Origin of the sequence: Sphingobium sp. S6 (assembly GCF_905120495.1) — a bacterium.
Lineage (GTDB): Bacteria > Pseudomonadota > Alphaproteobacteria > Sphingomonadales > Sphingomonadaceae > Sphingobium > Sphingobium agri.
The window spans coordinates 205545-229144 of sequence record NZ_CAJHOG010000003.1; the positions used below are offsets into that span (position 1 = coordinate 205545).

27 protein-coding genes are annotated in these 23600 nt (G+C 62.1%); 14 read left to right on the forward strand and 13 right to left on the reverse strand.

What is annotated here, in order from left to right; translation table 11 throughout:
- Window positions 1-143 precede the first annotated feature (143 nt).
- Both SPHS8_RS11740 and SPHS8_RS11745 read right to left on the reverse strand, forming a co-directional pair.
- The gene (locus SPHS8_RS11740; RefSeq protein ID WP_236575110.1) at window positions 144-752 is read right to left on the reverse strand and encodes a hypothetical protein; all 609 of its coding nucleotides are present in this window, start codon (window positions 750-752) and stop codon (window positions 144-146) included.
- Window positions 753-806: 54 nt separating this feature from the next.
- Complete coding sequence (locus SPHS8_RS11745; RefSeq protein ID WP_097092407.1) at window positions 807-1862, reverse strand: ribonucleotide-diphosphate reductase subunit beta; 1056 nt, start codon at window positions 1860-1862, stop codon at window positions 807-809.
- An 89-nt stretch (window positions 1863-1951) separates the two neighbouring features.
- Here SPHS8_RS11745 and SPHS8_RS11750 point away from each other — a divergent pair, with 89 nt between their 5' ends.
- On the forward strand, window positions 1952-2206 hold the full coding sequence (locus SPHS8_RS11750; protein ID WP_097092910.1) for a DUF2171 domain-containing protein: 255 nt from the start codon (window positions 1952-1954) through the stop codon (window positions 2204-2206).
- A gap of 67 nt (window positions 2207-2273) precedes the next feature.
- Here the strand turns inward: SPHS8_RS11750 and SPHS8_RS11755 are convergent, their stop codons facing one another.
- Complete coding sequence (locus SPHS8_RS11755) at window positions 2274-4208, reverse strand: ribonucleoside-diphosphate reductase subunit alpha (RefSeq protein WP_097092408.1); 1935 nt, start codon at window positions 4206-4208, stop codon at window positions 2274-2276.
- Window positions 4209-4742: 534 nt separating this feature from the next.
- Here SPHS8_RS11755 and SPHS8_RS11760 point away from each other — a divergent pair.
- The 5 genes from SPHS8_RS11760 (at window position 4743) to SPHS8_RS11780 (ending at window position 9911) form a co-directional block, all read left to right on the forward strand.
- Window positions 4743-5405: a glutathione S-transferase family protein gene (locus SPHS8_RS11760; RefSeq protein ID WP_201515675.1), complete on the forward strand. Its 663-nt coding sequence runs from the start codon at window positions 4743-4745 to the stop codon at window positions 5403-5405.
- Window positions 5406-5494: 89 nt separating this feature from the next.
- Entirely contained in the window at window positions 5495-5854 is a 360-nt protein-coding gene (locus SPHS8_RS11765; RefSeq protein ID WP_201515676.1) for a DUF4440 domain-containing protein, read from the forward strand.
- A gap of 93 nt (window positions 5855-5947) precedes the next feature.
- The gene (locus tag SPHS8_RS11770) at window positions 5948-7468 is read left to right on the forward strand and encodes a fumarate hydratase (protein WP_201515677.1); all 1521 of its coding nucleotides are present in this window, start codon (window positions 5948-5950) and stop codon (window positions 7466-7468) included.
- Window positions 7469-7707: 239 nt separating this feature from the next.
- Entirely contained in the window at window positions 7708-8727 is a 1020-nt protein-coding gene (locus SPHS8_RS11775; RefSeq protein WP_201515678.1) for a fatty acid desaturase family protein, read from the forward strand.
- A 263-nt stretch (window positions 8728-8990) separates the two neighbouring features.
- The gene (locus SPHS8_RS11780; protein ID WP_201515679.1) at window positions 8991-9911 is read left to right on the forward strand and encodes an EamA family transporter; all 921 of its coding nucleotides are present in this window, start codon (window positions 8991-8993) and stop codon (window positions 9909-9911) included.
- Between the two features lie 92 nt (window positions 9912-10003).
- On the opposite strand, the gene SPHS8_RS11785 is transcribed toward SPHS8_RS11780, so the two are convergent.
- Window positions 10004-10522 carry an outer membrane protein gene (locus SPHS8_RS11785; protein WP_201515680.1) on the reverse strand — a complete coding sequence of 173 codons (519 nt, stop codon included), beginning with the start codon at window positions 10520-10522 and terminating at the stop codon, window positions 10004-10006.
- A 413-nt stretch (window positions 10523-10935) separates the two neighbouring features.
- Here SPHS8_RS11785 and SPHS8_RS11790 point away from each other — a divergent pair, with 413 nt between their 5' ends.
- From SPHS8_RS11790 to SPHS8_RS11820, 7 genes are all read left to right on the forward strand, one after another.
- Window positions 10936-11664 (forward strand): cytochrome b/b6 domain-containing protein, encoded by a 729-nt coding sequence (locus tag SPHS8_RS11790; RefSeq protein WP_201515681.1) that lies wholly within the window; start codon window positions 10936-10938, stop codon window positions 11662-11664.
- Complete coding sequence (locus tag SPHS8_RS11795) at window positions 11661-12413, forward strand: molybdopterin-dependent oxidoreductase (protein WP_443018572.1); 753 nt, start codon at window positions 11661-11663, stop codon at window positions 12411-12413. The genes SPHS8_RS11790 and SPHS8_RS11795 overlap by 4 nt, the downstream gene beginning before the upstream one ends.
- A 33-nt stretch (window positions 12414-12446) precedes the next feature.
- Complete coding sequence (locus tag SPHS8_RS11800; protein WP_201515682.1) at window positions 12447-13688, forward strand: SAM-dependent methyltransferase; 1242 nt, start codon at window positions 12447-12449, stop codon at window positions 13686-13688.
- A gap of 121 nt (window positions 13689-13809) precedes the next feature.
- On the forward strand, window positions 13810-14106 hold the full coding sequence (locus SPHS8_RS11805; protein WP_097092417.1) for a hypothetical protein: 297 nt from the start codon (window positions 13810-13812) through the stop codon (window positions 14104-14106).
- 88 nt (window positions 14107-14194) lie between these two features.
- On the forward strand, window positions 14195-14617 hold the full coding sequence (locus SPHS8_RS11810; protein ID WP_201515683.1) for a DUF350 domain-containing protein: 423 nt from the start codon (window positions 14195-14197) through the stop codon (window positions 14615-14617).
- Window positions 14618-14619: 2 nt separating this feature from the next.
- Window positions 14620-15474 carry a S1 family peptidase gene (locus SPHS8_RS11815; protein WP_201515684.1) on the forward strand — a complete coding sequence of 285 codons (855 nt, stop codon included), beginning with the start codon at window positions 14620-14622 and terminating at the stop codon, window positions 15472-15474.
- Window positions 15475-15504: 30 nt separating this feature from the next.
- Window positions 15505-15777: a DUF3297 family protein gene (locus tag SPHS8_RS11820; RefSeq protein ID WP_201515685.1), complete on the forward strand. Its 273-nt coding sequence runs from the start codon at window positions 15505-15507 to the stop codon at window positions 15775-15777.
- Between the two features lie 54 nt (window positions 15778-15831).
- Here the strand turns inward: SPHS8_RS11820 and SPHS8_RS11825 are convergent, their stop codons facing one another.
- The 4 genes from SPHS8_RS11825 to SPHS8_RS11840 all read right to left on the reverse strand — a co-directional run bounded on the left by SPHS8_RS11825 (window position 15832) and on the right by SPHS8_RS11840 (window position 19083).
- The gene (locus SPHS8_RS11825) at window positions 15832-16557 is read right to left on the reverse strand and encodes a CHAP domain-containing protein (protein WP_201515686.1); all 726 of its coding nucleotides are present in this window, start codon (window positions 16555-16557) and stop codon (window positions 15832-15834) included.
- A 78-nt stretch (window positions 16558-16635) separates the two neighbouring features.
- Window positions 16636-17169, reverse strand: coding sequence for a CHAP domain-containing protein (locus tag SPHS8_RS11830; RefSeq protein WP_201515687.1), 534 nt, complete (start codon window positions 17167-17169; stop codon window positions 16636-16638).
- 108 nt (window positions 17170-17277) lie between these two features.
- Window positions 17278-18348, reverse strand: coding sequence for a DNA replication/repair protein RecF (recF, locus tag SPHS8_RS11835; RefSeq protein WP_201515688.1), 1071 nt, complete (start codon window positions 18346-18348; stop codon window positions 17278-17280).
- A gap of 78 nt (window positions 18349-18426) precedes the next feature.
- Window positions 18427-19083: a hypothetical protein gene (locus SPHS8_RS11840; protein WP_328805328.1), complete on the reverse strand. Its 657-nt coding sequence runs from the start codon at window positions 19081-19083 to the stop codon at window positions 18427-18429.
- Between SPHS8_RS11840 and SPHS8_RS11845 the strand changes: the two genes are divergently transcribed.
- The gene (locus tag SPHS8_RS11845; RefSeq protein ID WP_443018577.1) at window positions 19061-19594 is read left to right on the forward strand and encodes a peroxiredoxin; all 534 of its coding nucleotides are present in this window, start codon (window positions 19061-19063) and stop codon (window positions 19592-19594) included. The two genes, SPHS8_RS11840 and SPHS8_RS11845, sit on opposite strands and share 23 nt — an antisense overlap.
- A gap of 136 nt (window positions 19595-19730) precedes the next feature.
- On the opposite strand, the gene SPHS8_RS11850 is transcribed toward SPHS8_RS11845, so the two are convergent.
- The 5 genes from SPHS8_RS11850 to SPHS8_RS11870 all read right to left on the reverse strand — a co-directional run bounded on the left by SPHS8_RS11850 (window position 19731) and on the right by SPHS8_RS11870 (window position 23549).
- The gene (locus SPHS8_RS11850; protein ID WP_201515690.1) at window positions 19731-20645 is read right to left on the reverse strand and encodes a dienelactone hydrolase family protein; all 915 of its coding nucleotides are present in this window, start codon (window positions 20643-20645) and stop codon (window positions 19731-19733) included.
- Between the two features lie 63 nt (window positions 20646-20708).
- Window positions 20709-21095: a gamma-glutamylcyclotransferase family protein gene (locus SPHS8_RS11855; protein ID WP_097092426.1), complete on the reverse strand. Its 387-nt coding sequence runs from the start codon at window positions 21093-21095 to the stop codon at window positions 20709-20711.
- A 305-nt stretch (window positions 21096-21400) separates the two neighbouring features.
- Complete coding sequence (locus SPHS8_RS11860) at window positions 21401-22144, reverse strand: DUF72 domain-containing protein (protein ID WP_201515691.1); 744 nt, start codon at window positions 22142-22144, stop codon at window positions 21401-21403.
- A gap of 58 nt (window positions 22145-22202) precedes the next feature.
- The gene (locus SPHS8_RS11865; RefSeq protein WP_201531024.1) at window positions 22203-22874 is read right to left on the reverse strand and encodes a peptidylprolyl isomerase; all 672 of its coding nucleotides are present in this window, start codon (window positions 22872-22874) and stop codon (window positions 22203-22205) included.
- A gap of 426 nt (window positions 22875-23300) precedes the next feature.
- Window positions 23301-23549 (reverse strand): hypothetical protein, encoded by a 249-nt coding sequence (locus SPHS8_RS11870; RefSeq protein ID WP_201515693.1) that lies wholly within the window; start codon window positions 23547-23549, stop codon window positions 23301-23303.
- Between the last annotated feature and the right edge of the window lie 51 nt (window positions 23550-23600).

A 23600-nucleotide genomic window follows, 5' to 3' on the forward strand; every position in this document is an offset into this window, starting at 1 on the left:
GTGGAGCTAAACTCACGGGGTAGGCGGACGTTGCATGAACGGAATAAAACGTCGCGTTCAGCGGGAAGTCAGGTGGTAATTCCACCTTATCGCAGGGCCTATCAGTTAGTCGGGCGCAATGTTTGTAACCGAGGCATACTGCACTAGCGTACTTCTCTTCTAAAACCCTCCAATCGCTGAAAAGAACTAAAGCACGTATTTGTGATATCGATGATTGCTGAGAGACTTTCAGCACTCACATCATATCGAACGAGCACACCCTCAAACGTCGATGCAAATGTTACACCGGTTATTAGGCCTTGGATCGATAGATTTGTGACATCGTTCGCTCGAATGCCTAGTTCATCCATAGACCCAGAAATACCCATCTTCTTAGATGGGTCATTATACAATTCAGGGTGAGCCACCGAGTGACGCATTTTATAAGCGAAAGGGAATGTCTCCTTAAACGTGGTTTCGGCAGATTTTAGAGCTTTAGTATCGACCACCGAACACCATGTTGGAACTTTCCCGATCAGCCCTCTAATCTTTGCAAGAGCTTCACCAAAGTTTCGGATCGACATCGCGCCGTCTCGCGCGGCTACTCTCATCCAATCTTGCCAAAGCCCTCTTTCCTGCTTTCCAGCACAGAGACCAAACAGCGCAACAGCGGCCGCAATGTTATTCGCCTCCGTAGACAAGGCATTAAGGTTGGAGGTGATCGCACGAGCAATTTCCTTCTCCTCCTCTCGCACCCCGTGCATGAGAAGCATAGGTGCGTAAGGAGGCTGATATCTTGGATCTAGCTGCATTTGATCAGCTACCGGCTACTCCGCCGCGATCCCCGCAGCCTTGAACATATCCGGATCGCTCGGCTCATCCACATTGGCGGCACTGCCAGCCTTGAGCGTCTTGCGCCGGTCGAACGCGTCCCACACCTCATTCCACTGGCCGCGCGTCGCGCCCTTTGAATATTCCGTCGCGCGGGTTTCGAAGAAGTTGGCGTGCTCCACCCCGTTCAGCAGCGGCGTCAGCCACGGCAGGGGATGCTCGTCGATCATGTAGATGGGCTTGAGGCCAAGCTGCCCCAGCCGCCAATCGGCGATGTAGCGGACATATTTCTTGATGTCCTTGGGCGTCATGCCGGGGACCGGGCCCATTTCGAAGACGAGGTCGATGAACGCGTCCTCGATCCGCACCGTCTTCTGGCACATGTCCATGATGTCGTCCTTGACGGACGGGGTCAGGCAGTCGCGCTCCTTCACGAAGGCGTGGAACAGCTTGATGATGCCTTCGCAGTGCAGCGTCTCATCGCGCACCGACCAGGTGACGATCTGGCCCATGCCCTTCATCTTGTTGAAGCGCGGGAAGTTCATCAGCATCGCGAAGGACGCGAACAGCTGAAGCCCTTCGGTAAAGCCGCCGAACATCGCCAGCGTCTTGGCGATATCCTCGTCCGTGTCGACGCCGAACTGGCTCAGATAGTCATGCTTATCCTTCATCTCCTTATACTGCATGAAGGCCGAATATTCGGTTTCGGGCATGCCGATCGTGTCGAGCAGATGGCTGTAGGCGGCGATGTGGACCGTTTCCATGTTGCTGAACGCGGTCAGCATCATCTTCACTTCGGTCGGCTTGAACACACGGCCATATTTTTCGTGGTAGCAATCCTGCACTTCCACGTCCGCCTGGGTGAAGAAGCGGAAGATTTGCGTGAGCAGATTGCGCTCATGGTCGGACAGCTTCTGCGCCCAGTCGCGGCAATCCTCGCCCAGGGGCACTTCTTCGGGAAGCCAGTGCAGCTGTTGCTGGCGCTTCCAGAACTCATAGGCCCAGGGATATTCGAAAGGCTTGTAGACCTTGCTGGCTTGAAGAAGGGGCATCGGGTCGGCTCCGCGAATTAATGGATGTGCGCAACCTGTGCGGGCGCGGGACGTTTGGTCCCCGTCATTCCCGGCACAGGAGCAATATGATGGTTGATCTTACCAGCATCAAGGAACATGCTGAGGTTATCGGCGCTGATGGCGTCCATGTCGGCACTGTCGATCACGTCGAGGGCGATCGTATCAAGCTGATCAAGGCGGATAGCGGCCAGGGAAGTCACTCCGGGCATCATCATTATATCAGTCAGGGACTGATCGCCGGGGTTGATGAGGATGGCACTGTGCGGCTCTCTGCGACCGGTGCCAACGCCGTTCTCTTTGAAGAAGAACAAGACGAGGGGTGACGGCTCCGGGGGTGATTGTGTGGGCGCGGCCGGTGTCGCCACCGCCGCGCCCATCCCCCCCATTAGCTCATTGGCACGCCAGGCATTCGTCATAGTCTGTGCTTCCCCCAGCCAGCTCGAATTTCGGTGCGTCGATCGTGTTGTCGGCTTCCACCCCGCCCGCGAAGCCCGCGCGCTGCACCGACTTTGACCGCAGATAGTAAAGCGACTTGATGCCGAGTTCCCAGGCGCGGAAGTGGAGCATCATCAGGTCCCACTTTTCCACGTCCGCCGGGATGAACAGGTTCAGCGACTGCGCCTGGTCGATGAAGGGCGTACGATCCGCCGCGAGTTCGAGCAGCCAGCGCTGGTCGATTTCGAAGCTGGTCTTGAACGTGTCCTTTTCTTCCTGGCTGAGGAAATCGAGATGCTGGACCGAGCCGCCACGTTCGAGGATCGAATTCCAGACATTGGTCGAATCCTTCGCCTTGTCGCGCAGGATCTTTTCCAGATAGGGGTTCTTCACCACGAAGCTGCCGGACAGCGTCTTGTGCGTGTAGATGTTCGCCGGGATCGGCTCGATGCAGGCCGACGTGCCGCCGCAGATGATGCTGATCGACGCGGTGGGCGCGATCGCCATCTTGCAGGAAAAGCGCTCCATGACGCCCATGTCGGCAGCATCCGGGCACGGGCCACGTTCGACCGCCAGCTGCATCGAGGCGTCGTTCACCTTCTCGCTGATATGCTTGAAGATGCGCAGGTTCCAGCTCTTGGCCATGGCCCCTTCGAAAGGGAGGCCCCGGGCCTGGAGGAAGGAGTGATACCCCATCACCCCCAGGCCCACTGACCGTTCACGCGCCGCCGAATATTTCGCCCGCGCCATTTCGTCCGGCGCACGGTCGATATAGTCCTGCAGCACATTGTCGAGGAAGCGCATGACGTCCTCGACAAAGACGGGGTCCTTGTTCCATTCGTCCCAGGTTTCCAGGTTCAGGGACGAAAGGCAGCAGACCGCCGTCCGGTCATTGCCGAGATGGTCGCGACCCGTCGGCAGTGTGATTTCTGAACAGAGGTTCGACGTCGAAACTTTAAGGCCAAGATCGCGATGATGCTTGGGCATCATGTTGTTCACGGTGTCGGAGAAGACGATATAGGGCTCGCCCGTCGCAAGCCTGGTTTCCACCAGCTTCTGGAACAGGCTGCGCGCATCGACCGAACCACGGACGGAGCCGTCCTTGGGCGATTTCAGCTGGAACTCAGCTCCGTTGCGCACCGCCTCCATGAACTCGTCGGTCAACAGCACGCCATGGTGCAGATTGAGCGCCTTGCGGTTGAAGTCGCCGCTTGGCTTGCGGATTTCCAGGAACTCCTCGATCTCCGGATGGGAGATGTCGAGATAGCAGGCGGCCGAACCGCGGCGCAGGCTGCCCTGGCTGATCGCGAGGGTGAGGCTGTCCATCACCCGGACGAACGGAATGATGCCGCTGGTCTTGCCGTTGAGGCCCACCGGCTCGCCAATGCCGCGCACGCTGCCCCAATAGGTGCCGATGCCGCCGCCGCGCGAGGCGAGCCACACATTCTCGTTCCAGGTGTTGACGATGCCTTCCAGGCTGTCGTCGACGCTGTTGAGATAGCAGCTGATCGGCAGGCCGCGTCCAGTGCCGCCATTGGACAGCACGGGCGTCGCGGGCATGAACCACAGGCGCGAGATATAGTCATAGACGCGCTGGGCATGCGCCTGATCGTCGGCATAGGCCGCCGCGACGCGGGCGAACAGATCCTGATAGGATTCGCCGGGCAGCAGATAGCGGTCCTTCAGCGTGTCCTTGCCGAACTCCGTCAGCAACGCATCGCGGCTGTCGTCGGTCACGACATCGAACCGGCGCGCCTGGATGGACGAAGAGGAAGGCGCAGCCACCTTGGCCGGCGCAGCCTTCTTCTTTTCCGCCACCGTTTCCATAACTTCGTCGATTACCGTCGCCACGTCGCTTGCACCTGTTTGTTCGCTGTCACGAAAATCCATTCGAGCCCCCGAATGTTCCTGTTTCGTTCGATTCGGTCAAGCTTCTTGTCGAGAGCTTGCCCTGCCAGCAGGGGGCCAACCAACTATGGACCGCATGAGGCAAAACGCCTCTCGCCTGGAAAATGGTCCAGCCGGAGCAATCACAATCTGTTGGGTAACCCCCGTTAACCCGATACAAGGGATAGTGCCACAGCTTCCTATGCTTGCAAGAGGGTAAATGACGATTGGAGGACTCCGCGCGGTGGTTCACATGGCAAACATATGACAATGGACCGATCCTGCATCGCAGCGACGCGCGGACTTCCGGCCATCTCGCAAAAGGCAAGGGAAACAATTTGAGAACGAAAATAATTCTGCCCGATCATCGAATTTGCCGGGATCAGGTCAGCACCCTTGTCCCGTTTCGCTAAGGATGGTGGTTCATCCACAACTTATCCACAAGCTGATGTGGATTAACCGTGAATGGGCCAACGCCGAAAAAGCGTGATAAAAGCCGCAATTCCCCACGGACGATGCAGCGCAGAGGCAAAGCCGATGATTCTCTACTATCACCCCCTTTCCTCCTATTGCTGGAAGGTGCTGATCGCCCTTTACGAGCAGGGCATTCCGTTTGATCGCCGGATGATGGAGGAGCCGGGCGTCGTAGAAGCATGGCTTGCGCTATGGCCGCTCGGCAAGTTCCCGGTACTGCGCGACGAGGCCCGTGACCAGACGCTGGCGGAAGCGAGCATCATCATCGAATATCTGGGGCAGCACTGCTCCGGCTCCTTCCGCGCGATCCCAGCCGATGCGGAGGAAGCGTTGGAGGTGCGGATGATGGACCGGCTGTTCGACAATTATGTGATGACTCCGATGCAAAGGATCGTTGCCGACCGGCTGCGGCCGGCGGAAGCGCGCGACCCGCATGGCGTTGGCGAGGCGCGCATTCTGCTGGGCAAGGCCTATGCGCTGCTGGAAGAGCGGATCGGCGCGCGATATTGGGCTGCGGGTGACGCCTTCACACTGGCCGACTGCGCCGCTGCCCCTGCCCTTTTCTATGCCGACAAGGTCGAGCCGATGCGCGGCGGTTTCCCGGTGCTGGCTGCTTATCTCGATCGTTTGGAGGCGCGGTCGAGCTTTGCCCGGGTGCTGGAGGAGAAAGAGCCCTGGTGGCACATGTTCCCCTACGCGCAAGAGGCCGCTGACCGGGAGCGATAGGCGGGCCGCCCCATCTCTGCGACCAAGCCGGGGAGCCTTTGCGCTCGCCGGGCGCTTCTTTGATCCGACCCGGCAGAAAGGCGCGACAAATGGAGGACCAGCGTGTGTGGCAGTTTGAGGAACGGCTCTGGACTGGCGACGCCAGCGATTATGAGCAGTGCATCGATGATGAAAGCCTGATGGTCGTGCCCGCGCCGCCCTTCATCTACAAGGGCCGCGACGCCGCGCAGGCGATGGCGCAGACGCCGCGCTGGGACAGCGTCGAACTCACCGAACGGCAGGTGATGCGCCCACAGGAGGGGCTGATCGTGATCGCCTACATGGCCAAGGCGCATCGGGGCGAGGGTGAGGATTATGAAGCCCATTGCACATCGACATATCGGCGGCTGGCGCATGAGGAGTGGCGCGTCATCCAGCACCAGCAGACCCCACCGCTGATCGCCAGCTAGGCGCCCAATTCGGCCTACCCTTCCTCTGGACAGCGTCCGCCAAAACCCTATAGCCGGGCGCAAATCGCTATAATGGCCAGAGGACCAGGGTAGATGACCGTCATCAAGACCGCCGATCTGATCGAGAGCGTCGCCGACGCGCTCCAGTTCATCAGTTACTATCACCCGATGGATTACATCCGCGCGCTCGGCAAAGCCTATGAGGCCGAAGCCAACCCTGCGGCGAAGGACGCCATTGCCCAGATCCTGACCAACAGCCGCATGTGCGCCGAAGGGCATCGCCCGATCTGCCAGGATACCGGCATCGTCAACGTCTTCATCAAATGGGGCATGGATTGTCGCCTGGACGACAACAGCCGCTCGATGCAGGACGTGGTCGATGAAGGCGTGCGCCGCGCCTACCTTAACCCCGAAAATCGCCTGCGCGCCTCGATCCTGCGCGACCCGGCCTTCTCGCGCCAGAATACGAAGGACAACACGCCCTGCGTGCTGAACGTCGAAATGGTGCCGGGCAACAAGGTGACGGTGGATGTCGCAGCCAAGGGTGGCGGCAGCGAGAACAAGACCAAGTTCAAGATGATGAACCCGAGCGACTCGATCGTCGATTGGGTGCTGGAGATGATCCCGCAGATGGGCGCTGGCTGGTGCCCGCCGGGCATGCTCGGCATCGGCATCGGCGGCACAGCGGAAAAGGCCGTGGCGCTTGCCAAAGAATCGCTGATGGAGCCCATCGACATGGGCGAGCTCAAGGCGCGCGGGCCGCAAAACGACATCGAACGCCTGCGTATCGAGATTTTCGACAAGGTCAATGCACTCGGCATCGGCGCGCAGGGCCTGGGCGGGCTTTCGACCATCCTCGACGTCAAGATCTACGACTATCCCTGCCATGCGGCGGGCAAGCCGGTCGCGATGATCCCCAACTGCGCCGCGACCCGCCACGCGCACTTCACGCTCGACGGCTCCGGCCCCGCCTATCTGGAAGCGCCCAAGCTTTCCGAATGGCCGCAGGTCGATTGGAAGCCGAGCAAGGAAGCGATCCGCGTCGATCTCGACACGCTGACGCCGGAAGTCGTGCAGAGCTGGAAGCATGGCGACCGCCTGCTGCTGAACGGCAAGATGCTCACCGGCCGCGACGCCGCGCATAAGCGTATCCAGGACATGCTGGCCAAGGGCGAGCAGCTGCCGGTCGATTTCAAGGGTCGGGTCATCTATTATGTCGGCCCGGTCGATCCGGTGCGCGACGAGGTGGTCGGCCCCGCCGGTCCAACGACCGCGACCCGCATGGACAAGTTCATGGACATGATGCTGGAACAGGGCCTCGCCGCCTGCGTCGGCAAGGCCGAGCGCGGCCCGGCCGCAACGGACAGCATCGCCAGGCACAAGAGCGCCTATCTGATGGCGGTCGGCGGCGCGGCCTACCTCGTCGCCCGCGCGATCAAGGGCGCGAAGGTCGTCGGCTTCGAAGACCTCGGCATGGAAGCGATCTACGAATTCGAGGTGCAGGACATGCCTGTGACGGTGGCCGTCGATAGCGAAGGCCAGAATGTCCATCGCCTCGCGCCGCTCGTCTGGCAGGAAAAGATCCGTAAGGAAGGCTTGCTGGAACAGGCCTGATCCCGGTCCCGCGATAAGGAAGAACAGCGACCGCGCCAGACCCGGCGCTGTTCTTCCTCCCGCCGCTTCCACCCACATTGGACAGCGCGAAGCACCTTACCCCCGTTCGCCCTGAGCCTGTCGAAGGGCCTCAGCGTCCTGCCGCCATGCCTTCTCCCAAGCCCCCGCCGTTGACGCAGCGCTGCTCCCCTCATAACGTCGCCCCGCCAAGCTGACGCCGCGCTCGGAGACGCATTCCCGTGGAAGACAACGCCAACCTCTATCCGCCCGGCTATCGCTATGCCCGGCGCGACATGCTGGCGACCGTGCGCAAGCTGTCCGTCATCGACGACCGCCGCAACGCGGTGCTGCTGTGCCTGCAATGGGCTGTCGCGATCGCCGCCGGGGCCGTCGCAATCCATCTCGACAACATACCCGTCTATATAGTGGCGGGCTTCATCATCGGATCGCGCATCCAATGCCTGGCGGTGATGATGCATGATGCCTGCCACTCGATGCTGTTCAGCAACCGCCGCATCAATGACTTTATAGGGGACATTTTCGTCGCCTATCCGCTTGGCTTCAGCATTCACCTGTACCGCGCCAACCACATGCATCATCATCGCTACACGAACACGATGCGTGACCGCGACTATCGGGTGCAGCAGCGTGATCCCGACCAGCATTTCCCGAAACGGCCCCTCGCCATGCTGTGGCTGCTCGTCCGCAGCGTGACCGGCCTCAATTTCTATCGCATGGCCCGCGACAGCCGCATCTGGGCGCCCTTCGCCAATTTCCATAATCCGGGGCGCTTCGGCTACGACTTCCCGCTCGCCTTGCGCATCCGCTACATCGTCTGGGCGGTGCTGTTCTACGGCCTGATCCTGGTTTCACCCTGGCGCTGGCAGATATTGGGCCTTCTCCTGATCCCGCAATTCATCTGGGCCAATGTCTTCAACCGGATCAGGGCGATCGCGGAGCATAATGGCGTTGCCAACGAACGAGAACTCAACGGCACGCGGACGATCGTCCCGACACTGCTCGACCGGTTCCTGATCGCGCCGCTCAATGTCAGCTACCATCTGGAACATCATCTGTTTCCATCCGTGCCCTGGCAGAATCTGCGCCAGCTGCATGCGCATTTGATGACCGACCCCAATTTCGCCGCCAACGCCCATGTCACGCAAAGCTACTGGGGGGTGATGCGCGAGTTGATGCCGCCTTCCGCCAAGGATGCGGGCGAACCGCGGGCCACGGCCAGCGCCAATCCGCAGGGCTGAACGGCGGGGCGCGGGACAAGGGCATCTGTGGCCCGGCCGCTACAGCCTGCGCAAAATCCATCCTATTTCCGCTGCACCGATCAATAATCGCCTGTCCTATTTCCGGCAGGGATGCGTATCCCGTCGCTCTACGCGACGTGCGTCGCATCCGCACACGCGCGCTCGGGCACGCGCGCGCCTACACTGTGAACTTCGGGGCAAGAATGGCGCTTTTCCGCCGATCTTCATCATGACAGCGCCGGGCAAGCCGCTATAGGACCAGCATGATATCTTCGCCCATCTGGCTCCCCGCCACCTTGCTCGCAGGCGCCACCCAGGCCTGGCGCACGGCAGTTCAGCGACGCGTCAGCAAGAGCCTGTCGGTCAACGCCGCCGGGCTGGTCCGCTATCTTTACGGCTTACCCTTCACCCTGCTGCTGCTTGGTGGATATCATTGGGCGTTCCCGACGGCCCTGCCCTCGCCCGATGCCAAATTCCTGCTCTTCTGCGCTGCGGGTGGCCTCGCGCAGATCGTCGCCACCAACCTGCTCATCATGGCCTTTGCCCACCGCAACTTCGTCGTCGGCACCGCTTATTCCAAGACGGAGGCGGTGCAGGGTGCGATCCTCTCCTTCCTGCTGATGGGGGAGCGGCTTCATCCCCTTGCCTGGGCGGGGATAAGCTGCGGCGTCGCTGGCGTGATGCTGCTGTCCGCGGGCGGCAAACGCATGGGGCCAGCCGATTTCCTGAGGGCGCTCGGCCAACCTGCGGCGCTCACCGGCATCGCTTCGGGCTTCTTCTTCGCGCTGACTGCCATTGGCATCCGCCGCGCCACGCAGGAAGTGGGCGGCGGCGACCCGATCCTCGCCGCGCTCATCGTTCTGGTGGTGACGGTAGCGCTCCAGACTTTGATGCAGGGCGGCTATCTGCTGCTGCGCGAACCGGACGAGATGCGCAAGCTCTGGGGAAGCTGGCGCATTTCCGGCCAAGTCGGCCTGCTCTCTGCCATGGGGTCAGCCTGCTGGTTTACCGGCTTTGCCACAGCGCCGGTCGCGCTCGTCCGCATCGTTGGTCAGGTGGAAATCGCGTTCACGCTCGGCTTCGGCCATTTCTACCTTGGCGAGCGGATGACGCGCAGCGAGGTTCTGGGGCTGCTGTTGGTTGTCAGTGGCGTCGTGCTTGCGCTGGCCGATTCGCTCTGGTGAACGTTGCGAGGCGCGCGAAACTGAATCATGCACGCAAACAAAAAGGGCGGCCCCAATGGGACCGCCCTTCTGTGTTTCAGATCCGAAAAGGATTAGAAACGGAAACCGATGCCGACGACGGCGGCATCACGGCTGCCTTCGTTCTCATATTCGGTGCGCTGATATTCAGCCGAGATGTAGGCGTTGCCGTTGAATGCATATTCCAGACCGCCACCGAAGCGAACGCCTTCGAGCGAAGCGCCGTTGTTGGTGTTCGAACCTTCGAAACGGGTGTTGGCGTAGCCAACCTTGCCGAACAGCAGAACCTGCGGGTTCAGGATGTAGCCCAGACGAACCGAAGCGGCCAGATCACGGCTGACTTCCGCGCCAACGACATCGGCGTCAGCCGTGCTGTCGCCCAGGGTCACTTCCGGACCGAAGGTGATCGAGGGGGTCAGGGCCACGTCGTAGCCAGCGCTCACGCCATAGCTCACGCCGTCCTTGAAGTCTTCGACGCTGTCATAGCCAACAGTCACGCCAGCGCGGGGGCCGGTGAAGGGAGCAGCGTCCTGCGCGAAAGCGGGAGCCGAGAAAGCGGCAGCAGCAGCGGCTGCGAAAATCACAGTCTTCATAAAGTCCTCATGCAATAAGAAGTGCGTTACTCAGGAAGTGAGCCGCACTCTTGATATATAACAGGCATGGTATCGAAGCATTTCAGCCCCAAGCGCCGCTATGAAGTGACCCTTTTACGCCATCCCTGCTTGCCCCGATCTTGCGTCGTGAGCTGAAGCGCATATGGTGACCTTTGATCAATGTTGCAATATCGATATGAAGATTGTTGATTGATGATGCTATTTCGCAACAGTCATTCGTCTTCATCTTCCACATTCGACACGCATGCCGTCCGTGCCTGCCAGCCCCGGAAGATGATCGTCCCTATCCACGGCGAATATGGCCAGAAGATGAACCGGCCAATCATTTCGGATACGTTCTGACCAAAGGCCGACTTTTTGACGCGACTGATGCAAAAGGGTAACAGCATCTCATGGACAGCAGCCCCGCCTCCCCCAGCATGACGGCGCCGCTGGTGCTGCGCCACCGCTGGCAGGTTCGGCTGTGGCACTGGCTGGATGCCGGACTGCTCTACATCCTCTTCACCAGTGGCCTTGGCATCTTCAACGCCCATCCACGCCTCTATTGGGGCCATTATGGCGCCAATTTCGACAAGCCATGGCTGGAGCTGGAGCGCTTTGGCGGGTGGATCACCCTGCCTGCCCATTATGATCTCGCCATGTCCCGCCACTGGCACTTGGCGGCGGCTCCCCTCTTCGCCTTCGCCCTGCTCGCCTATATGCTCTGGGCGTGGCTCAGCCGTCATATCGGCCGCGACCTCGCCTTCCGCAGGGGTGAGCTGGCGCCGCGCCATGTGTGGCAGGACATCGCCGATCACGCCCGGCTGCGCTTTCCCACGGGCCAAGCCGCGATGCGCTACAATGTCCTGCAAAAGGCGAGCTATGTCCTGGTCATCTTCATCGCGCTGCCACTGCTGATCTTCACCGGCCTCACCATGTCGCCTGGCATGAATGCCGCCTGGCCGTGGCTGGTCGATCTGTTCGGCGGCAGGCAGTCGGCGCGCTCGATCCATTTCATCGCCGCTTTCCTGCTGGCGGCTTTCTTTCTGGTGCACCTCAGCATGGTGCTGCTTGCCGGTCCTGCGAACGAGTTGCGCTCCATCATCACCGGCCGCTACCGCTTGCCAGAGGCGCGGCCGTGACCCTGATCCTGAACCGCCGCACATTTTTGCTCGGCGCCGCCGCCACGCTCTCGGGATGCGATCGCTTGGCCCGCAACGAGCAAGCGCGGGAGCTGCTGTTCTCGGCGGAGAATTTTCACAAATGGGCGCAGCGCAGCCTGATGGCGCGCGGTGCACTGGCGCGGGAGTTCAGGCCCGACCAGATCTCGCCCTTCTTCCGGCCCAACGGCACTGCCAATCCGAACACGCCGGGATATCGCGCGCTGTGGCGGTCGGGCTTTGCCGACTGGCGGCTCAACATTTCGGGTTTGGTTGGCCGTCCGCTCTCGCTCTCGCTCGCCCAATTGCACAGCCTGCCCCACCGCGAACAGATCACCCGCCACGATTGCGTCGAGGGATGGAGCGCCATCGGCAAATGGCGAGGCGTGCCGCTCAGCCTCGTCCTCGACGCCGCGCGGATGAGCGACAAGGCGCGCTATCTCGTCTTCAAATGCGCGGATTTCATGGGCGACGGGCGGCCCTATTATGAAAGCATCGACATGATCGACGCCTTTCACCCCCAGACCATCCTGGCCTTCGCGCTCAATGATGAGCCGCTGCGCGTAGCCAATGGCGCGCCCTTGCGCCTGCGTGTCGAGCGGCAATTGGGCTACAAACATGCCAAATATCTGATGGAGATAGAGGCGGTCGACACGTTGTCCAGCATCGGCGGCGGCAAGGGCGGCTATTGGGAGGACCGCGCCAATTATGATTGGTATGCAGGCATTTGACGGCGACGTAATGACCTGACAGGTTGCCGCCCCATGAAACTGTTCGATCGCGTCATCAAGCGGCTGGTCACACGGGGACAGCTGACCATCATCTATCATGACGGCACGAAAGTGACCGCAGGCACCCCCGATCCGGCTTTCCCTTCGCTGGCCCTCAAATTCCGGGACGCACGTGTCCCCTTCGACATCATCAAGGACCCGCGCCTCGGCATGGCGGAAGCCTATATCGACGGCCGCGTCGCTATCGAGGGCGGCGGCATCATGGAGCTGGTCTCGCTGATCCGCGCCAACAACAGCTGGGAAAGCGGCAAGTCGATCAGCGCCAAGGGGCGGCTGAAACGCGGCATCAAGTCGATCCGCCAAACGCTCTGGCGCGCCAACCATCGCGCGCGGTCAAAGGCCAACGTCGCCCATCATTATGACCTGTCAGGCGCGCTATATGCGTTGTTCCTCGATCGCGACCGCCAGTATAGCTGCGCCTATTTCCCCGATGCGGACAATGAGGCCGGGATCAGCCTGGAGCAGGCGCAGGAGGACAAGAAGGCGCATATCGCCGCGAAGCTGCACCTGAAGCCAGCCATGAAGGTGCTGGACATAGGCTGCGGCTGGGGCGGCATGGCGCTTTATCTGCACCGCACCTGCGGCGTGGACGTTACCGGCATCACCCTCTCGGAGGAACAGCTGAAGGTCGCGCGCCAACGGGCCGAGGAAGCAGGCGTCGCCGATCATGTCCGCTTCGAACTGATCGACTATCGCGATGTGGAGGGTCCGTTCGATCGCATCGTGTCGGTCGGCATGTTCGAACATGTCGGCACCGCCCATTACCGCACCTTCTTCGAAAAGTGTCGGCAGTTGCTGAAGCCCGACGGCGTGATGCTGGTGCACACGATCGGGCGCGTGGACGGGCCGGGCATCACCGACGCCTTCACCCAGAAATATATCTTTCCCGGCGGCTATATCCCGGCGTTGTCCGAAATGATTCAGGGCAGCGAGGGCACGCGGCTGATGGTCACGGACGTCGAAGTGCTGCGGCTCCATTACGGCCTCACAATCCGCCAATGGTATGCCCGGGCGATGGCACGGCGGGCTGACATCATCGCTCTCTATGACGAGCGTTTCTTCCGCCTGTGGACCTTTTATCTCGCGGGCGCGGCGACCGTATTCGAACATGGCGGCATGGTGAATTACCAGGTCCAATATGCGCGTGATCGCCGCGCGCTGCCGATCACGCGCGATTACATGACCGCAGCAGAAGACGAACTGCGCGGCAAATAGCCTCCCTTAATGATGGCTGACAGTGCCGTTCCCGGACGGTTCAGTGAAGCTTGTGCATCCTCTCTCCCATAGGCCCCGTCCAACGCTCTGCGTCCGGGGATGCATGTTGAGGAGAGAGGATATGAATATCTTCGTGAAGGGCGCGGCCGCGCTCGGGCTGGCGGTCACGGCCCTCGGCGCGACGGCGATGCCAGCCCAGGCGCAATATCGCGGCGGCTATTATGGCTATGGCGACCGCGAGTGGCGGGGCGACCGTGACTGGGACCGGCGCTGGGATAATCGCCGCTGGCGCGATGGCGACCGGCGCTACTGGCGGGACGGCAGGCGGCATCATTATCGCTACCGCCAACGCTGCTGGACCGAATGGCGCTATGACTATTATCGCGATCGCGACGTGCGGGTGCGCATCTGCCGCTGACGCATAACTGTCTGGCTTAGGGACAGAAACACTTCCGCAACCCGATCCCTGATTGAAGCGGGGATCAGGTTGCGGCATCCTTGGCGGCATGAGCGATCCCATGCCCGTCATTCAGAGCCTGCTGTCCGGGCTCCCCATCTTCCTGCTGCACCTTGCCTGCGCGACGCTGGCGTGGCTCGCGGCACTGGCGCTTTATATGTGGATCACGCCGCACGATGAATTCGCCCTGATTCGCGCCGGGAACGAGGCTGCGGCAATCTCGCTCGGCGGCGCGGCGATCGGCCTTGCGGTTCCGCTGGCGCTGTGCCTCGCCGGATCGGTCAACGTCTGGGACATCATCATCTGGGGCAGCGTCACGCTTGTGCTGCAACTGATCGCCTTCCGCTTCGTCGATTTCCTGCTCGGCTCCCTTTCCGCCCGGATCGAGGCGAATGAGCGATCCGCCGCCATCTTCCTGGCGATGATGAAGGTTGCGATCGCCTGCCTGACGGCCGCGGCCGTGGCGGGCTGAATATGGCGCGGCGGAGCATAGGATGCCTGCCGCTGATGCTGGGCGGCATATTGGCGCTCGCCTGGATCGGCGAGGTGACGCAGCCCACGCCCTTGCAAGTCGAAACCTTCGACCCGCGTTCCCCGCGCCGCCCAATGCCGCAATGGAGCGATGAGGCTTTCGTGATCGAAGACCGCCCGGGCGCGCCATCGGACAGCATGGGCACAGCCTTCGCTGTGGACCGCGACGGTGCCTGGCTGACGGCGGAGCATGTCACCCACGACTGCGCCCGCATCGGGCTGGAGGAAGGCGGCGTCGCGCGCGCCGTGTCCCGCGTGGTGGAAAGCCGGGAGGCGGACGCCGCCCTCGTGCGTGACGGCCTGCCCAGCGATCATGCCTTGCCCTTGTCGGGCCGGGTTCCCGCGCCTGGCTCCGTCGGCTTCCATATGGGCTTTCCCGCAGGACGCGCCGCGCTCGTCGTCTCCGAACTGATCGGCGCGGCAAGCGCCCGGCGCGGGCGGACGGAGGAAACCCAGCCAGTTCTCGCCTGGGCGGAAGTCGCTCGCCTGCCCGAAAGCGACGACACTTTGTCCGGCATCAGCGGCGGCCCCGTATTTGCCGAAGATGGCCATGTGGTCGGCGTCAACAGCGCGGCGACCGACCGGCGGGGGCGCATTCTGACCACTGCACCGGACGCGATGATCCGGCTGGTTCAGGCCAGCCGCGCCGTCAACGATCAACCCGTGGCCTATCCCTTCGCCGGGCTTGCCGATGCGGAAGTTCGCTTCGCCTCCTGGCTGGAGCAGGGGGTGATCCGCCGCATCTTCTGCGATGTGGACGATGCGCCCCGGTTGACGGCGGCGCAGCCGAAAGGCTAGGCGGCGCGAAACGAAGGATCTGAAACAGCCATGAGCGACACGCCTCCCGACCGCCTCTCGACCAATCCGCGCAGCCCCCATTTCGACATGGACGTGCTGCAACGGGGGATCGGCATACGCTTCAAGGACCGCGTCCGCAACGATGTCGAGGAATATTGCATTTCCGAAGGGTGGATCCGTGTCGCCGCCGGCAAGACCAAGGATCGCCACGGCCAGCCGCTGACCATCAAGCTGTCAGGCCCGGTGGAAGCTTGGTTCGAGCGTGCAGCCGAAGGCGACGAAGAGCCGTCGCAGCCCGAGTAAATATATTGGTCGGGCTGAGCCTGTCGAATGGCTCGGCCCGAACGGCATTTGTCTTTAGCGCAGCCGCGCATCCCGTTTCACATCGGCGATGATGTCCCGCAGCGATCGTCCCGACGGCATGGCGTCCGCAAACTGCACCGCCCGCATGTCGACCTCCAGCTTCGGCTCACGCGTCGCCTTGCGCAAGGACCGGCCCAGGCTCGCAAGGCGCGCCGGCGCCTCTTCCCCATCCACCTTGACCGCTGCCTTCGACAGCTTCCCCATATCAGCGTCCACCTTGGCGAAGCGCACGCTGATGCCGAGCGCCGGATCGGCCTCGAATGCGCGCAGCTGCGCCTTGTCGGGATAGATGAAGCCGAAAGTCGGGTTGGTCCGCGCACCCATCTGCCCGGTCGGACTGTGCCAGACACGGACCTGGCTCCAATCGCCCGCTTCGGACACGTCGAGCGCGAGCACATCTTCCTCGATCGCGCCGGGCACCGACCAGTTGGCGTGCCGGATCAGCACGCGCCGGTCGTCCAGCACCTTGCTCACCACTGCGACATGACCAAGCACCATCGGGCCATAGGGGCGGAACGCCATGACGGCGCCGCGCCGGGGTACATGGCCGCGCGCATAGCGGTTTTCCGCCTGTTCCCACCAGGTCAGCGCGTCGCCCCGGATATTCACGCCGGACACGATCCGCGCATAGGGTACGCACTGCAAAGCCGTCGCCCCCCATAGCGGGGTTGCGGCCAGCGAAGCCAGCACCAATGCTGCTCCGCGAAGATATCGAAACATTTTTGCGACCTCAAAATATTGAGAATCGCCCCACCGCCGGTCAAACTAGCCAGCGGCGCTTAGAAAATAGTTAATGTCTTAGAAAGCAGCGCCAGCGGCGGCTGCGGCCGGGCTCACGCGGTCGGCCATGGCGATCTGGACCGGCGCGGCTTCACGGGCATGGCTGGGATAGATGAAGCCCTTGGCGGCGTTCGAGCGGAGGCCCAAGCCGCCGATCGGGCCGTACCATACGCGCACATCGGTCCAGTCATTGTTGGGCGACACGTCGATCGCGCGCACGTTGCGCTCGATACCACCGCGATAGGACCAGTTGGCGTGGGTCAGCAGCACTTCGCGATCGCTGACCACCTTGCTCACCATGGCGACATGGCCCACGGGCATGGAGCGGCTTGCCGAGAAGGCCAGCACGGCGCCTTCGCGCGGCTCATGGCCACGGTCATAACGGCCCTCGGCCTGTCCCCACCATGTGTTAGCGTTGCCGTAGATTTCGATGCCGGAAACTTGCCGCGCATAGGGCGCGCACTGGAGAACGCCGGCAGCGGCAGGGGTCACGATCAAGGCGCCGAGCGCAAGCATGGCAGTCGCGATAAATGCGCGAAAAGCACCGATCATGTGTGTAACGACCCCCGACTTGTTGTGCGTTATCAACCCCGTGCCGCCCTTAGGGCAGAGCAAGGATGAATTGAGAAGCGTCGAGCGGTGAGTTGTTGTGGGGGCGCGTTATTCTGCGGAACGAAAAACACGGCCCGAAGTTACGGTTAACCGTGTCGCGGAACTCAAGTCATTGAAAAGGCTATCTTCCGTCCCCGTCATCCAGACCTGACCGCCGGTTTCAGTTAACCTGTCGAACAACGCGGCCCGCCGCGACGGGTCGAGATGAGCCGCCACCTCATCGAGCAGCAGCACGGGCGGTTGCCCCCGATGTCCCGCGACCAGAGCGGCATGCGCAAGCAGGATGGACAGCAACAGCGCCTTCTGCTCCCCCGTCGAACAGAGCGCCGCCGCCTGCCTCTTGGCCGCGTGGTTTACCGCGAGATCCTGCCGGTGCGGCCCGGACAGGGTGCGCCCAGCCGCCGCATCCCGCCGCCGCTCGCGCGCGAGCCGCTGGGCAAGCGGCGCGCCGCCCCCGTCCTCACCCTCGATCGCCAGCAATGGACGGGCGAAGGGCTCGTCAGCCTGCCCCTCCAGTTCACCGCCAAGCCGCGCGACCAGGTCGGCGCGGGCCACCGAAAGCTGCTCGCCATGTTCCTCCATCTGCGTTTCCAGCGCCGCCAGCCAGGATGGATCGGCACGCGGCAGGTCGGACAGCAGCCGGTTGCGCGCCCGCATCGCCGCCTCGTAGCGCGCGCTATGGACGGCATGCTCGGGATGCAGCGCGAGCGTCAACCGGTCGAGAAAGCGCCGCCGCCCGCCGGGGCTGTCCATGAACAGCCGGTCCATCGCGGGGGTCAGCCAGACGATCGCGAGATGATCGGCAAGGGCGTTCGCCGAAGAGGAAACGCCGCCGATCCGTACTTGCCGCCGATCCGGCGCTTGCGGGGAAGTGCCGGTGCCCAGCACCACCCCGTCCACCTCCGCCGCGATGCCGAAGCTGCCTGTCCCGCCCTGCCGCGCCATGTCGCGCAGCGCCGCGCCCCGCAGGCCCCGGCCAGGCGCCAGCATCGACACCGCCTCCAATATGTTGGTCTTGCCCGCGCCATTCTCCCCCGTCAGCACGATGAAGGCATGATCAGGAAGGATCAGCGCATCCGCATGGTTGCGGAAATCGCTCAAGGTCAGGCGGCCGATCATCGCCCCGCTCTAGAGCATCGCGCGTGAAAGAGGGAACCGGTTTTGCGCAAAAAGCAACGCCGCGACAAAGGCGGAGCATCAGCAGCGCTTGCGGGTCACCGCCGCTCCGTCATTGATGATGGTCAGTTCGCGGCCATTGGCTGACGGACGTAGTTCCAGCCTCTTGGTCCAACTGTCGCCCTCGCCGGTAAAAGCGGCGTCGACCCGCAGCTTGCCGCCGGTGCCGGTGACGACCCCCTTCACCGTGCCGACGCTTTCGTGAAAGATCAGGCTGTCAGGCGTGACCTTCAATTCCAACTCGGCCGACCGGTCGCCGCAGCGATCGTTGAGGCCCGTCCAACTGCCCTGCAAGGCGGCAGGAATGGCCCCGGCAGGCGTCGAAGAAGCCGCCTTTTCCGCTCTATCCGGCGATGCGGCGTTGACGGGCGGCGAAGCCTCCGCCTCATTGCTCGCGGTCAGCGCTTCATCCTCTGCGGGCGTTTCGTTGCTCACATCATAGCTTGCCTGCTCGTCGACGATGTTGGTCGACATGCGGGGCGTATCCCCGCCCTTGTCGTCACAGGCGGAAAGCAGCAGCAAAGGCATGGCGAAAAGCAGGCGCATCCGTAATGAACCGGCTGGGCGCAGATGGGTTCCGCTACAGGCTTGCCAGCCGCCCGGAGAGGGGCCATCACCTTTGTCACAGCCGCCAAAGGATGGAGTGAAGGTGATGATGAAGCGCATGATGATCGCCATGGGCCTTGCCGCCGGCTTGCTTGGATCGACCGGTGCCATGGCGGCGCTGTCCGCCGGTGCCAAGGCACCCGATTTCACGACGCGCGGCGCGCTTGCGGGAAAGACCTTCACCCTCACCTTGTCCCACCAGTTGAAACGCGGGCCAGTCGTCCTCTATTTCTTCCCCAAGGCTTTTACCCCCGGCTGCTCGGCCGAAGCGCGCGAGTTCGCGACGCATATCGATGATTTCAAGAAGGCGGGCGCGACCGTGATCGGCATGTCGGCCGATCCGGTGGACGATCTTGTCGCCTTTTCGACCAAGGAGTGCGCCGGCAAGTTCGCCGTCGCCTCGGCCGGGCCCGACATCATCTCCGGCTATGACGTAGCGCTCAAGATGCGGCCCGGGATCACCGACCGCACCTCCTATGTCATCGCGCCCAACGGCCGGGTCGTATTCGTCCATAGCGAGATGAACTATAGCGGCCATGTGAAAAGCACGCTGGCCGCGGTGCAATCGATGAAGGCGAAATAAGGCGTCCGCCGCAGCCATCACCGTTCGGCCTGAGCTTTGTCGAAGCCTGTCTTGAGCGCCTTTCTGCTCTTCAAGAGAAAAAGAAGAGGCTTCGACAAGCTCAACCCGAACGGAAAGACTGGTCAGTGATGGTGCTTTATTCCCCGCCCTTCACATAACGCCCGAACCACTCCAGCGTAGCAGCCCAGGCTTCCTTCGCCGCCGCCTCATTATAGCTTGGCCGATAATCGGCCATGAAGCCATGATCCGCCTGCGGATAGACCATGATCTCATCCGGCGGCGACTTGCCCGCCGCCTTTAACGCGGTTCGCATCGCTTCGACATCGGTGACGGGAATGCCCTTGTCCAACGCGCCATATTGTCCCAGCACCGGGGCTCTCAACGCCGCCGCCTGCTCGACCACGCTCAGCGGCTGCAATGCCGTCTTGTCGCTCACCAGCCTGCCATAGAAGGCGACACCCGCGTCCAGCTGCGCGCTATGTGCGGCGTAGAGCCACACGACACGACCGCCCCAGCAAAAGCCCGTAATGCCGCGCCGCGTCGCGTCGCCGCCATGCTTGCCCGCCCAGGCATAGGCCGCGTCGATATCGGACATCACCTGCGCATCGGGCGCCTTCGACACGATGCTGCCGATCAGCTGCTTGATATCGGCGATCTTGGTGGCATCGCCATGGCGCGCGAACAGATCGGGCGCGATCGCATAATAGCCTTGGCCCGCGAAGCGGCGGCACATGTCGCGAATCCATTCATGGACACCGAAAATCTCGTGCACGACGACGATGACCGGAGCGTTCTTCGCCTTTTCCGGCCGCGCCACATAGGCTGGCATGGAAAAGCCGTCACTCGCCGGGATGGACACTGTTTCCTCGGTCAATCCTTTGCCCGAAGTCTGAACGGCGCTGCTCGACACCGGGCGGCAGGCGGCGGCGAAACCGGCGGCAAAGGCTCCGGTCATCAGCAGCTTGCGCCGGTCCAGCCCCGTGCTGTCGATCCAGCTACGGTCTTCGGGCAGGCGATCCGTCACCCGCTGTGGTTCATCTTCATGGCTCATGGCGCGTCCTCTCCGCTTCCCCCGCGCCGCAGACTATCGGCTCAGCGGCCGGGCGCAAGCGGGTCAGGCAAGGAAGTCACCGCTCGCGATGCGCTCCAGCCCCGTCACATCGCGAGCAAAGACATAGGTCCATGCATCGGTCAGCCCGGCGGCGCTGCGCACCTTTATCCGTTCACGCCGGAATTCATGGGGCTGAGGAAAATGCGCCGTGCACTCCTCATGCTCATCAAGCACCGAAAGCATGGCCTCCGCATTCGGCAACTGAAACAGCTCACCTGTGACAATTCCGTCAGGTCCGGGGACAAAACCGGGATAATAATCCACTCGGTAGAGCACGCCGCTCGCAAGGGCAGCGCACTCGAAACGCGCCACGGATGCAAGCCATCGGGCCATTTCTCCGTCAAATCCGGGACGGAGAGATCCGTACACAAAGAGCAGAGCCTGGCTCATTGCCAAGAACCGCTAGCAATAAAAAAGCCGCCCTGGCAATAGCCGGGCGGCCTTTTTGAAATTCCCCAAGACGAGGAATGAATAAGAGCGATCAATCGCTCAAGCGTAAAGTACCGAGTAGAAGGTCAGCATCTGCGCACCGACCGCAACCATCAGCGCAACGCCCTGCAAAGTGTGCCGCATGTTTCGTTTCCTGCAATTTTTGTTTTGCGCCCTGTTTGGACAAGCGCGCATATGATGGAAGACGCCCTTTGCCTCAATCGCAAAGGGCGCGTTCGCAGTTGCAGCAAACGCAACGGTCGCTGTTACTTCAACGCAACAAGCATCGCCTGAGCGGCGGCGGGCGCGCGGACTTTGGCGCCGTTGATGAAGAAGACGAAGACATCCCCCTTATCCGCCATGCCTTTCGCACTTTTTTTCCAGCCCTCGATATCCGAAGGCGGATAGCCGGTGGCCTCCTCTTCTCGCGATCGCATCAGGCGAAGGTAGGAAAACCCCACATCACGGCCCTTGATCGCGGGATATTCATCATGGTCGGCAAGCACGACTGCCGCCCCCGCATCATGGGCCAGTTGCAGAAAAGCGGGATCATCGAAGCTTTCGTGCCGTACCTCCAGGGCGTGGCGCAGCGGCACGCCGCCGATGCTGTCGGGCAGCAGTTTCAGGAACCCGCCGAAATCTTCAGCGTCGAACGTCTTGGTCGGCATGAACTGCCAGAGGATCGGGCCCAGCCTGTCACCCAGTTCGGCAATGCCCTGCCCCACGAACTTGGCGATGGATTCCCCGGCTTCCGCCAGCACGCGGCGGTTGGTGCAGAAGCGGGAAGCCTTCACCGCGAACTGAAACCCGTCTGGCACCGCCTTCGCCCAGTTCGCGAAGGTGGCGGGCTTTTGCGTACCATAATAGGTGGCGTTGATCTCGGTCGCGGTCAGATGCTGGCCGACATAGGCCAGTTCGTCCTTCTGGCGCAGGCCCTCGGGATAAAAGGTGCCGCGCCATGGCTCGAACGTCCATCCGCCTATGCCTACCCTGATCCGTCCCGCCGCCATGGCCGTCTCCTTCCACGCCCATCCTGACGGCTGACGCGCATGAGGAACAGAGGAAATGTCAGGATGCGCCCTTGCGCCGCAATCCGATCAGCCACGGCTTCACACCGCGCGTCGGCCGCGCCGTTCCATCCAGCCGCTTGGCGCGAATGATCTTTACCGGCTTCACGATCATCTGCCCGCGCATTGGCCCGGACCCGCAGCAGGTCGGCATGGCAAGGATGCGGCGCACGACATCCATGCCCGCGACCACATGCCCGAACGCGGCATAGCCGATATACGTCCCGCGCGCGTCCATATTGGGGGTGGCTCCGGCCGTGATGAAGAAGTTGCCCATCGCCGAATCCGGCCGGTTCGGCCGCGCCATCGACAGGGTTGCGTCCAGATGGCGGATGCCGGTCTTGCTGGTGGGCTCATGCGGGATGGGCGGCAGGGACCGGCGCGCATCCGTATCGGTTCCGCCCTGGATCAATCCCAGCTTCGCATCACTCTTGCGCCGCGCCGCGCGATAGAAGGTGACGCCATCGAACCGGCCATCATCGACATAGGCCAGGAAATTGGCCGAAGTGCGCGGCGCGCGCTTGGTATCGACGGCGACCACGATCGTGCCCACCGATGTGTCGATCGCCACGCGCGTGTAGCCGGGCGTCGGACGATTGCCAGGCAGGCCCCATGCAGCCGCCGGGGCCAGCAAGAGCAGCAGGGCAAGCGTGCGCAGTAAGGCGGGACGGATCAACGGTTCAGCCACCGATCGGTGAGTTGGAGTGGCGGAGAGGGAGGGAAACGAACATTTTCTACAAGTCCATGATTTCATTAAATTATTAGAACGGACTCTCTACCAGATGCCCCTTCAAATGCCCCCACTCTTCAAGAGTGAACAAGTAAGCTCGCTTCTGCCGGCTAAAACTGAAGGGACTTCTCGGGCTTCAAGCGTCGGGCGTAGCATGTCCGGCACTGCAAACCACACCTATTTCGTGACCCTCATGGATCAACCGAATAGCGGCTTTCGCGAAGCTTTGGTCCGGAACTTGCCGGGCCGTCGAGGGCAATTCAGCCGATCGGCAGCGCGCCCAGTTCCGCCCAGAAATTCCGAACGCCTCGGAGGACCATGTCTAGGGCAATGTCACCGCTGCGTCGTTTCTGACCAGTTAACCAGCCCTTACCCATCGAGATGGTCAAGCACCCGCTTGACTAGGGCCCAGGCACCTTCACGACGAGGGTGCCCTTTTGCCCAGACGATCCGGTCGATGGCATCCACATTCAGCCTAGGCGCACTTTGCTGGATAACACGGGCATGATAATCGCTGATTTCGGCTAAATTGCTCATGTTGCTAACCTCCATTCGACCGATTTCGAACCTGAAGGACTCGTCGCCACCGGGCCAAATCTGAACGCTCACCACCATCATATTCCAGACTCCTTCTATCGCCGCGCGGCTTCCTGAATTTCATCCTTCGGA

What these genes read in the sequence shown, in the direction of transcription:
- SPHS8_RS11765 (WP_201515676.1), top strand. Translation starts at nt 5,495, where the DNA reads ATGGAGGACCAGCGTGTGTGGCAGTTTGAGGAACGGCTCTGGACTGGC.
- SPHS8_RS11860 (WP_201515691.1), bottom strand. Translation starts at nt 22,144, where the DNA reads ATGGCGGCGGGACGGATCAGGGTAGGCATAGGCGGATGGACGTTCGAG.
- SPHS8_RS11745 (WP_097092407.1), bottom strand. Translation starts at nt 1,862, where the DNA reads ATGCCCCTTCTTCAAGCCAGCAAGGTCTACAAGCCTTTCGAATATCCC.
- SPHS8_RS11840 (WP_328805328.1), bottom strand. Translation starts at nt 19,083, where the DNA reads ATGGCGATCATCATGCGCTTCATCATCACCTTCACTCCATCCTTTGGC.
- SPHS8_RS11750 (WP_097092910.1), top strand. Translation starts at nt 1,952, where the DNA reads ATGGTTGATCTTACCAGCATCAAGGAACATGCTGAGGTTATCGGCGCT.
- SPHS8_RS11830 (WP_201515687.1), bottom strand. Translation starts at nt 17,169, where the DNA reads ATGATCGGTGCTTTTCGCGCATTTATCGCGACTGCCATGCTTGCGCTC.
- SPHS8_RS11790 (WP_201515681.1), top strand. Translation starts at nt 10,936, where the DNA reads ATGGACAGCAGCCCCGCCTCCCCCAGCATGACGGCGCCGCTGGTGCTG.
- SPHS8_RS11850 (WP_201515690.1), bottom strand. Translation starts at nt 20,645, where the DNA reads ATGAGCCATGAAGATGAACCACAGCGGGTGACGGATCGCCTGCCCGAA.
- SPHS8_RS11770 (WP_201515677.1), top strand. Translation starts at nt 5,948, where the DNA reads ATGACCGTCATCAAGACCGCCGATCTGATCGAGAGCGTCGCCGACGCG.
- recF (WP_201515688.1), bottom strand. Translation starts at nt 18,348, where the DNA reads ATGATCGGCCGCCTGACCTTGAGCGATTTCCGCAACCATGCGGATGCG.
- SPHS8_RS11820 (WP_201515685.1), top strand. Translation starts at nt 15,505, where the DNA reads ATGAGCGACACGCCTCCCGACCGCCTCTCGACCAATCCGCGCAGCCCC.
- SPHS8_RS11740 (WP_236575110.1), bottom strand. Translation starts at nt 752, where the DNA reads ATGCTTCTCATGCACGGGGTGCGAGAGGAGGAGAAGGAAATTGCTCGT.
- SPHS8_RS11870 (WP_201515693.1), bottom strand. Translation starts at nt 23,549, where the DNA reads ATGATGGTGGTGAGCGTTCAGATTTGGCCCGGTGGCGACGAGTCCTTC.
- SPHS8_RS11810 (WP_201515683.1), top strand. Translation starts at nt 14,195, where the DNA reads ATGAGCGATCCCATGCCCGTCATTCAGAGCCTGCTGTCCGGGCTCCCC.
- SPHS8_RS11800 (WP_201515682.1), top strand. Translation starts at nt 12,447, where the DNA reads ATGAAACTGTTCGATCGCGTCATCAAGCGGCTGGTCACACGGGGACAG.
- SPHS8_RS11815 (WP_201515684.1), top strand. Translation starts at nt 14,620, where the DNA reads ATGGCGCGGCGGAGCATAGGATGCCTGCCGCTGATGCTGGGCGGCATA.
- SPHS8_RS11845 (WP_443018577.1), top strand. Translation starts at nt 19,061, where the DNA reads ATGAAGCGCATGATGATCGCCATGGGCCTTGCCGCCGGCTTGCTTGGA.
- SPHS8_RS11855 (WP_097092426.1), bottom strand. Translation starts at nt 21,095, where the DNA reads ATGAGCCAGGCTCTGCTCTTTGTGTACGGATCTCTCCGTCCCGGATTT.
- SPHS8_RS11780 (WP_201515679.1), top strand. Translation starts at nt 8,991, where the DNA reads ATGATATCTTCGCCCATCTGGCTCCCCGCCACCTTGCTCGCAGGCGCC.
- SPHS8_RS11825 (WP_201515686.1), bottom strand. Translation starts at nt 16,557, where the DNA reads ATGTTTCGATATCTTCGCGGAGCAGCATTGGTGCTGGCTTCGCTGGCC.
- SPHS8_RS11805 (WP_097092417.1), top strand. Translation starts at nt 13,810, where the DNA reads ATGAATATCTTCGTGAAGGGCGCGGCCGCGCTCGGGCTGGCGGTCACG.
- SPHS8_RS11785 (WP_201515680.1), bottom strand. Translation starts at nt 10,522, where the DNA reads ATGAAGACTGTGATTTTCGCAGCCGCTGCTGCTGCCGCTTTCTCGGCT.
- SPHS8_RS11755 (WP_097092408.1), bottom strand. Translation starts at nt 4,208, where the DNA reads ATGGATTTTCGTGACAGCGAACAAACAGGTGCAAGCGACGTGGCGACG.
- SPHS8_RS11760 (WP_201515675.1), top strand. Translation starts at nt 4,743, where the DNA reads ATGATTCTCTACTATCACCCCCTTTCCTCCTATTGCTGGAAGGTGCTG.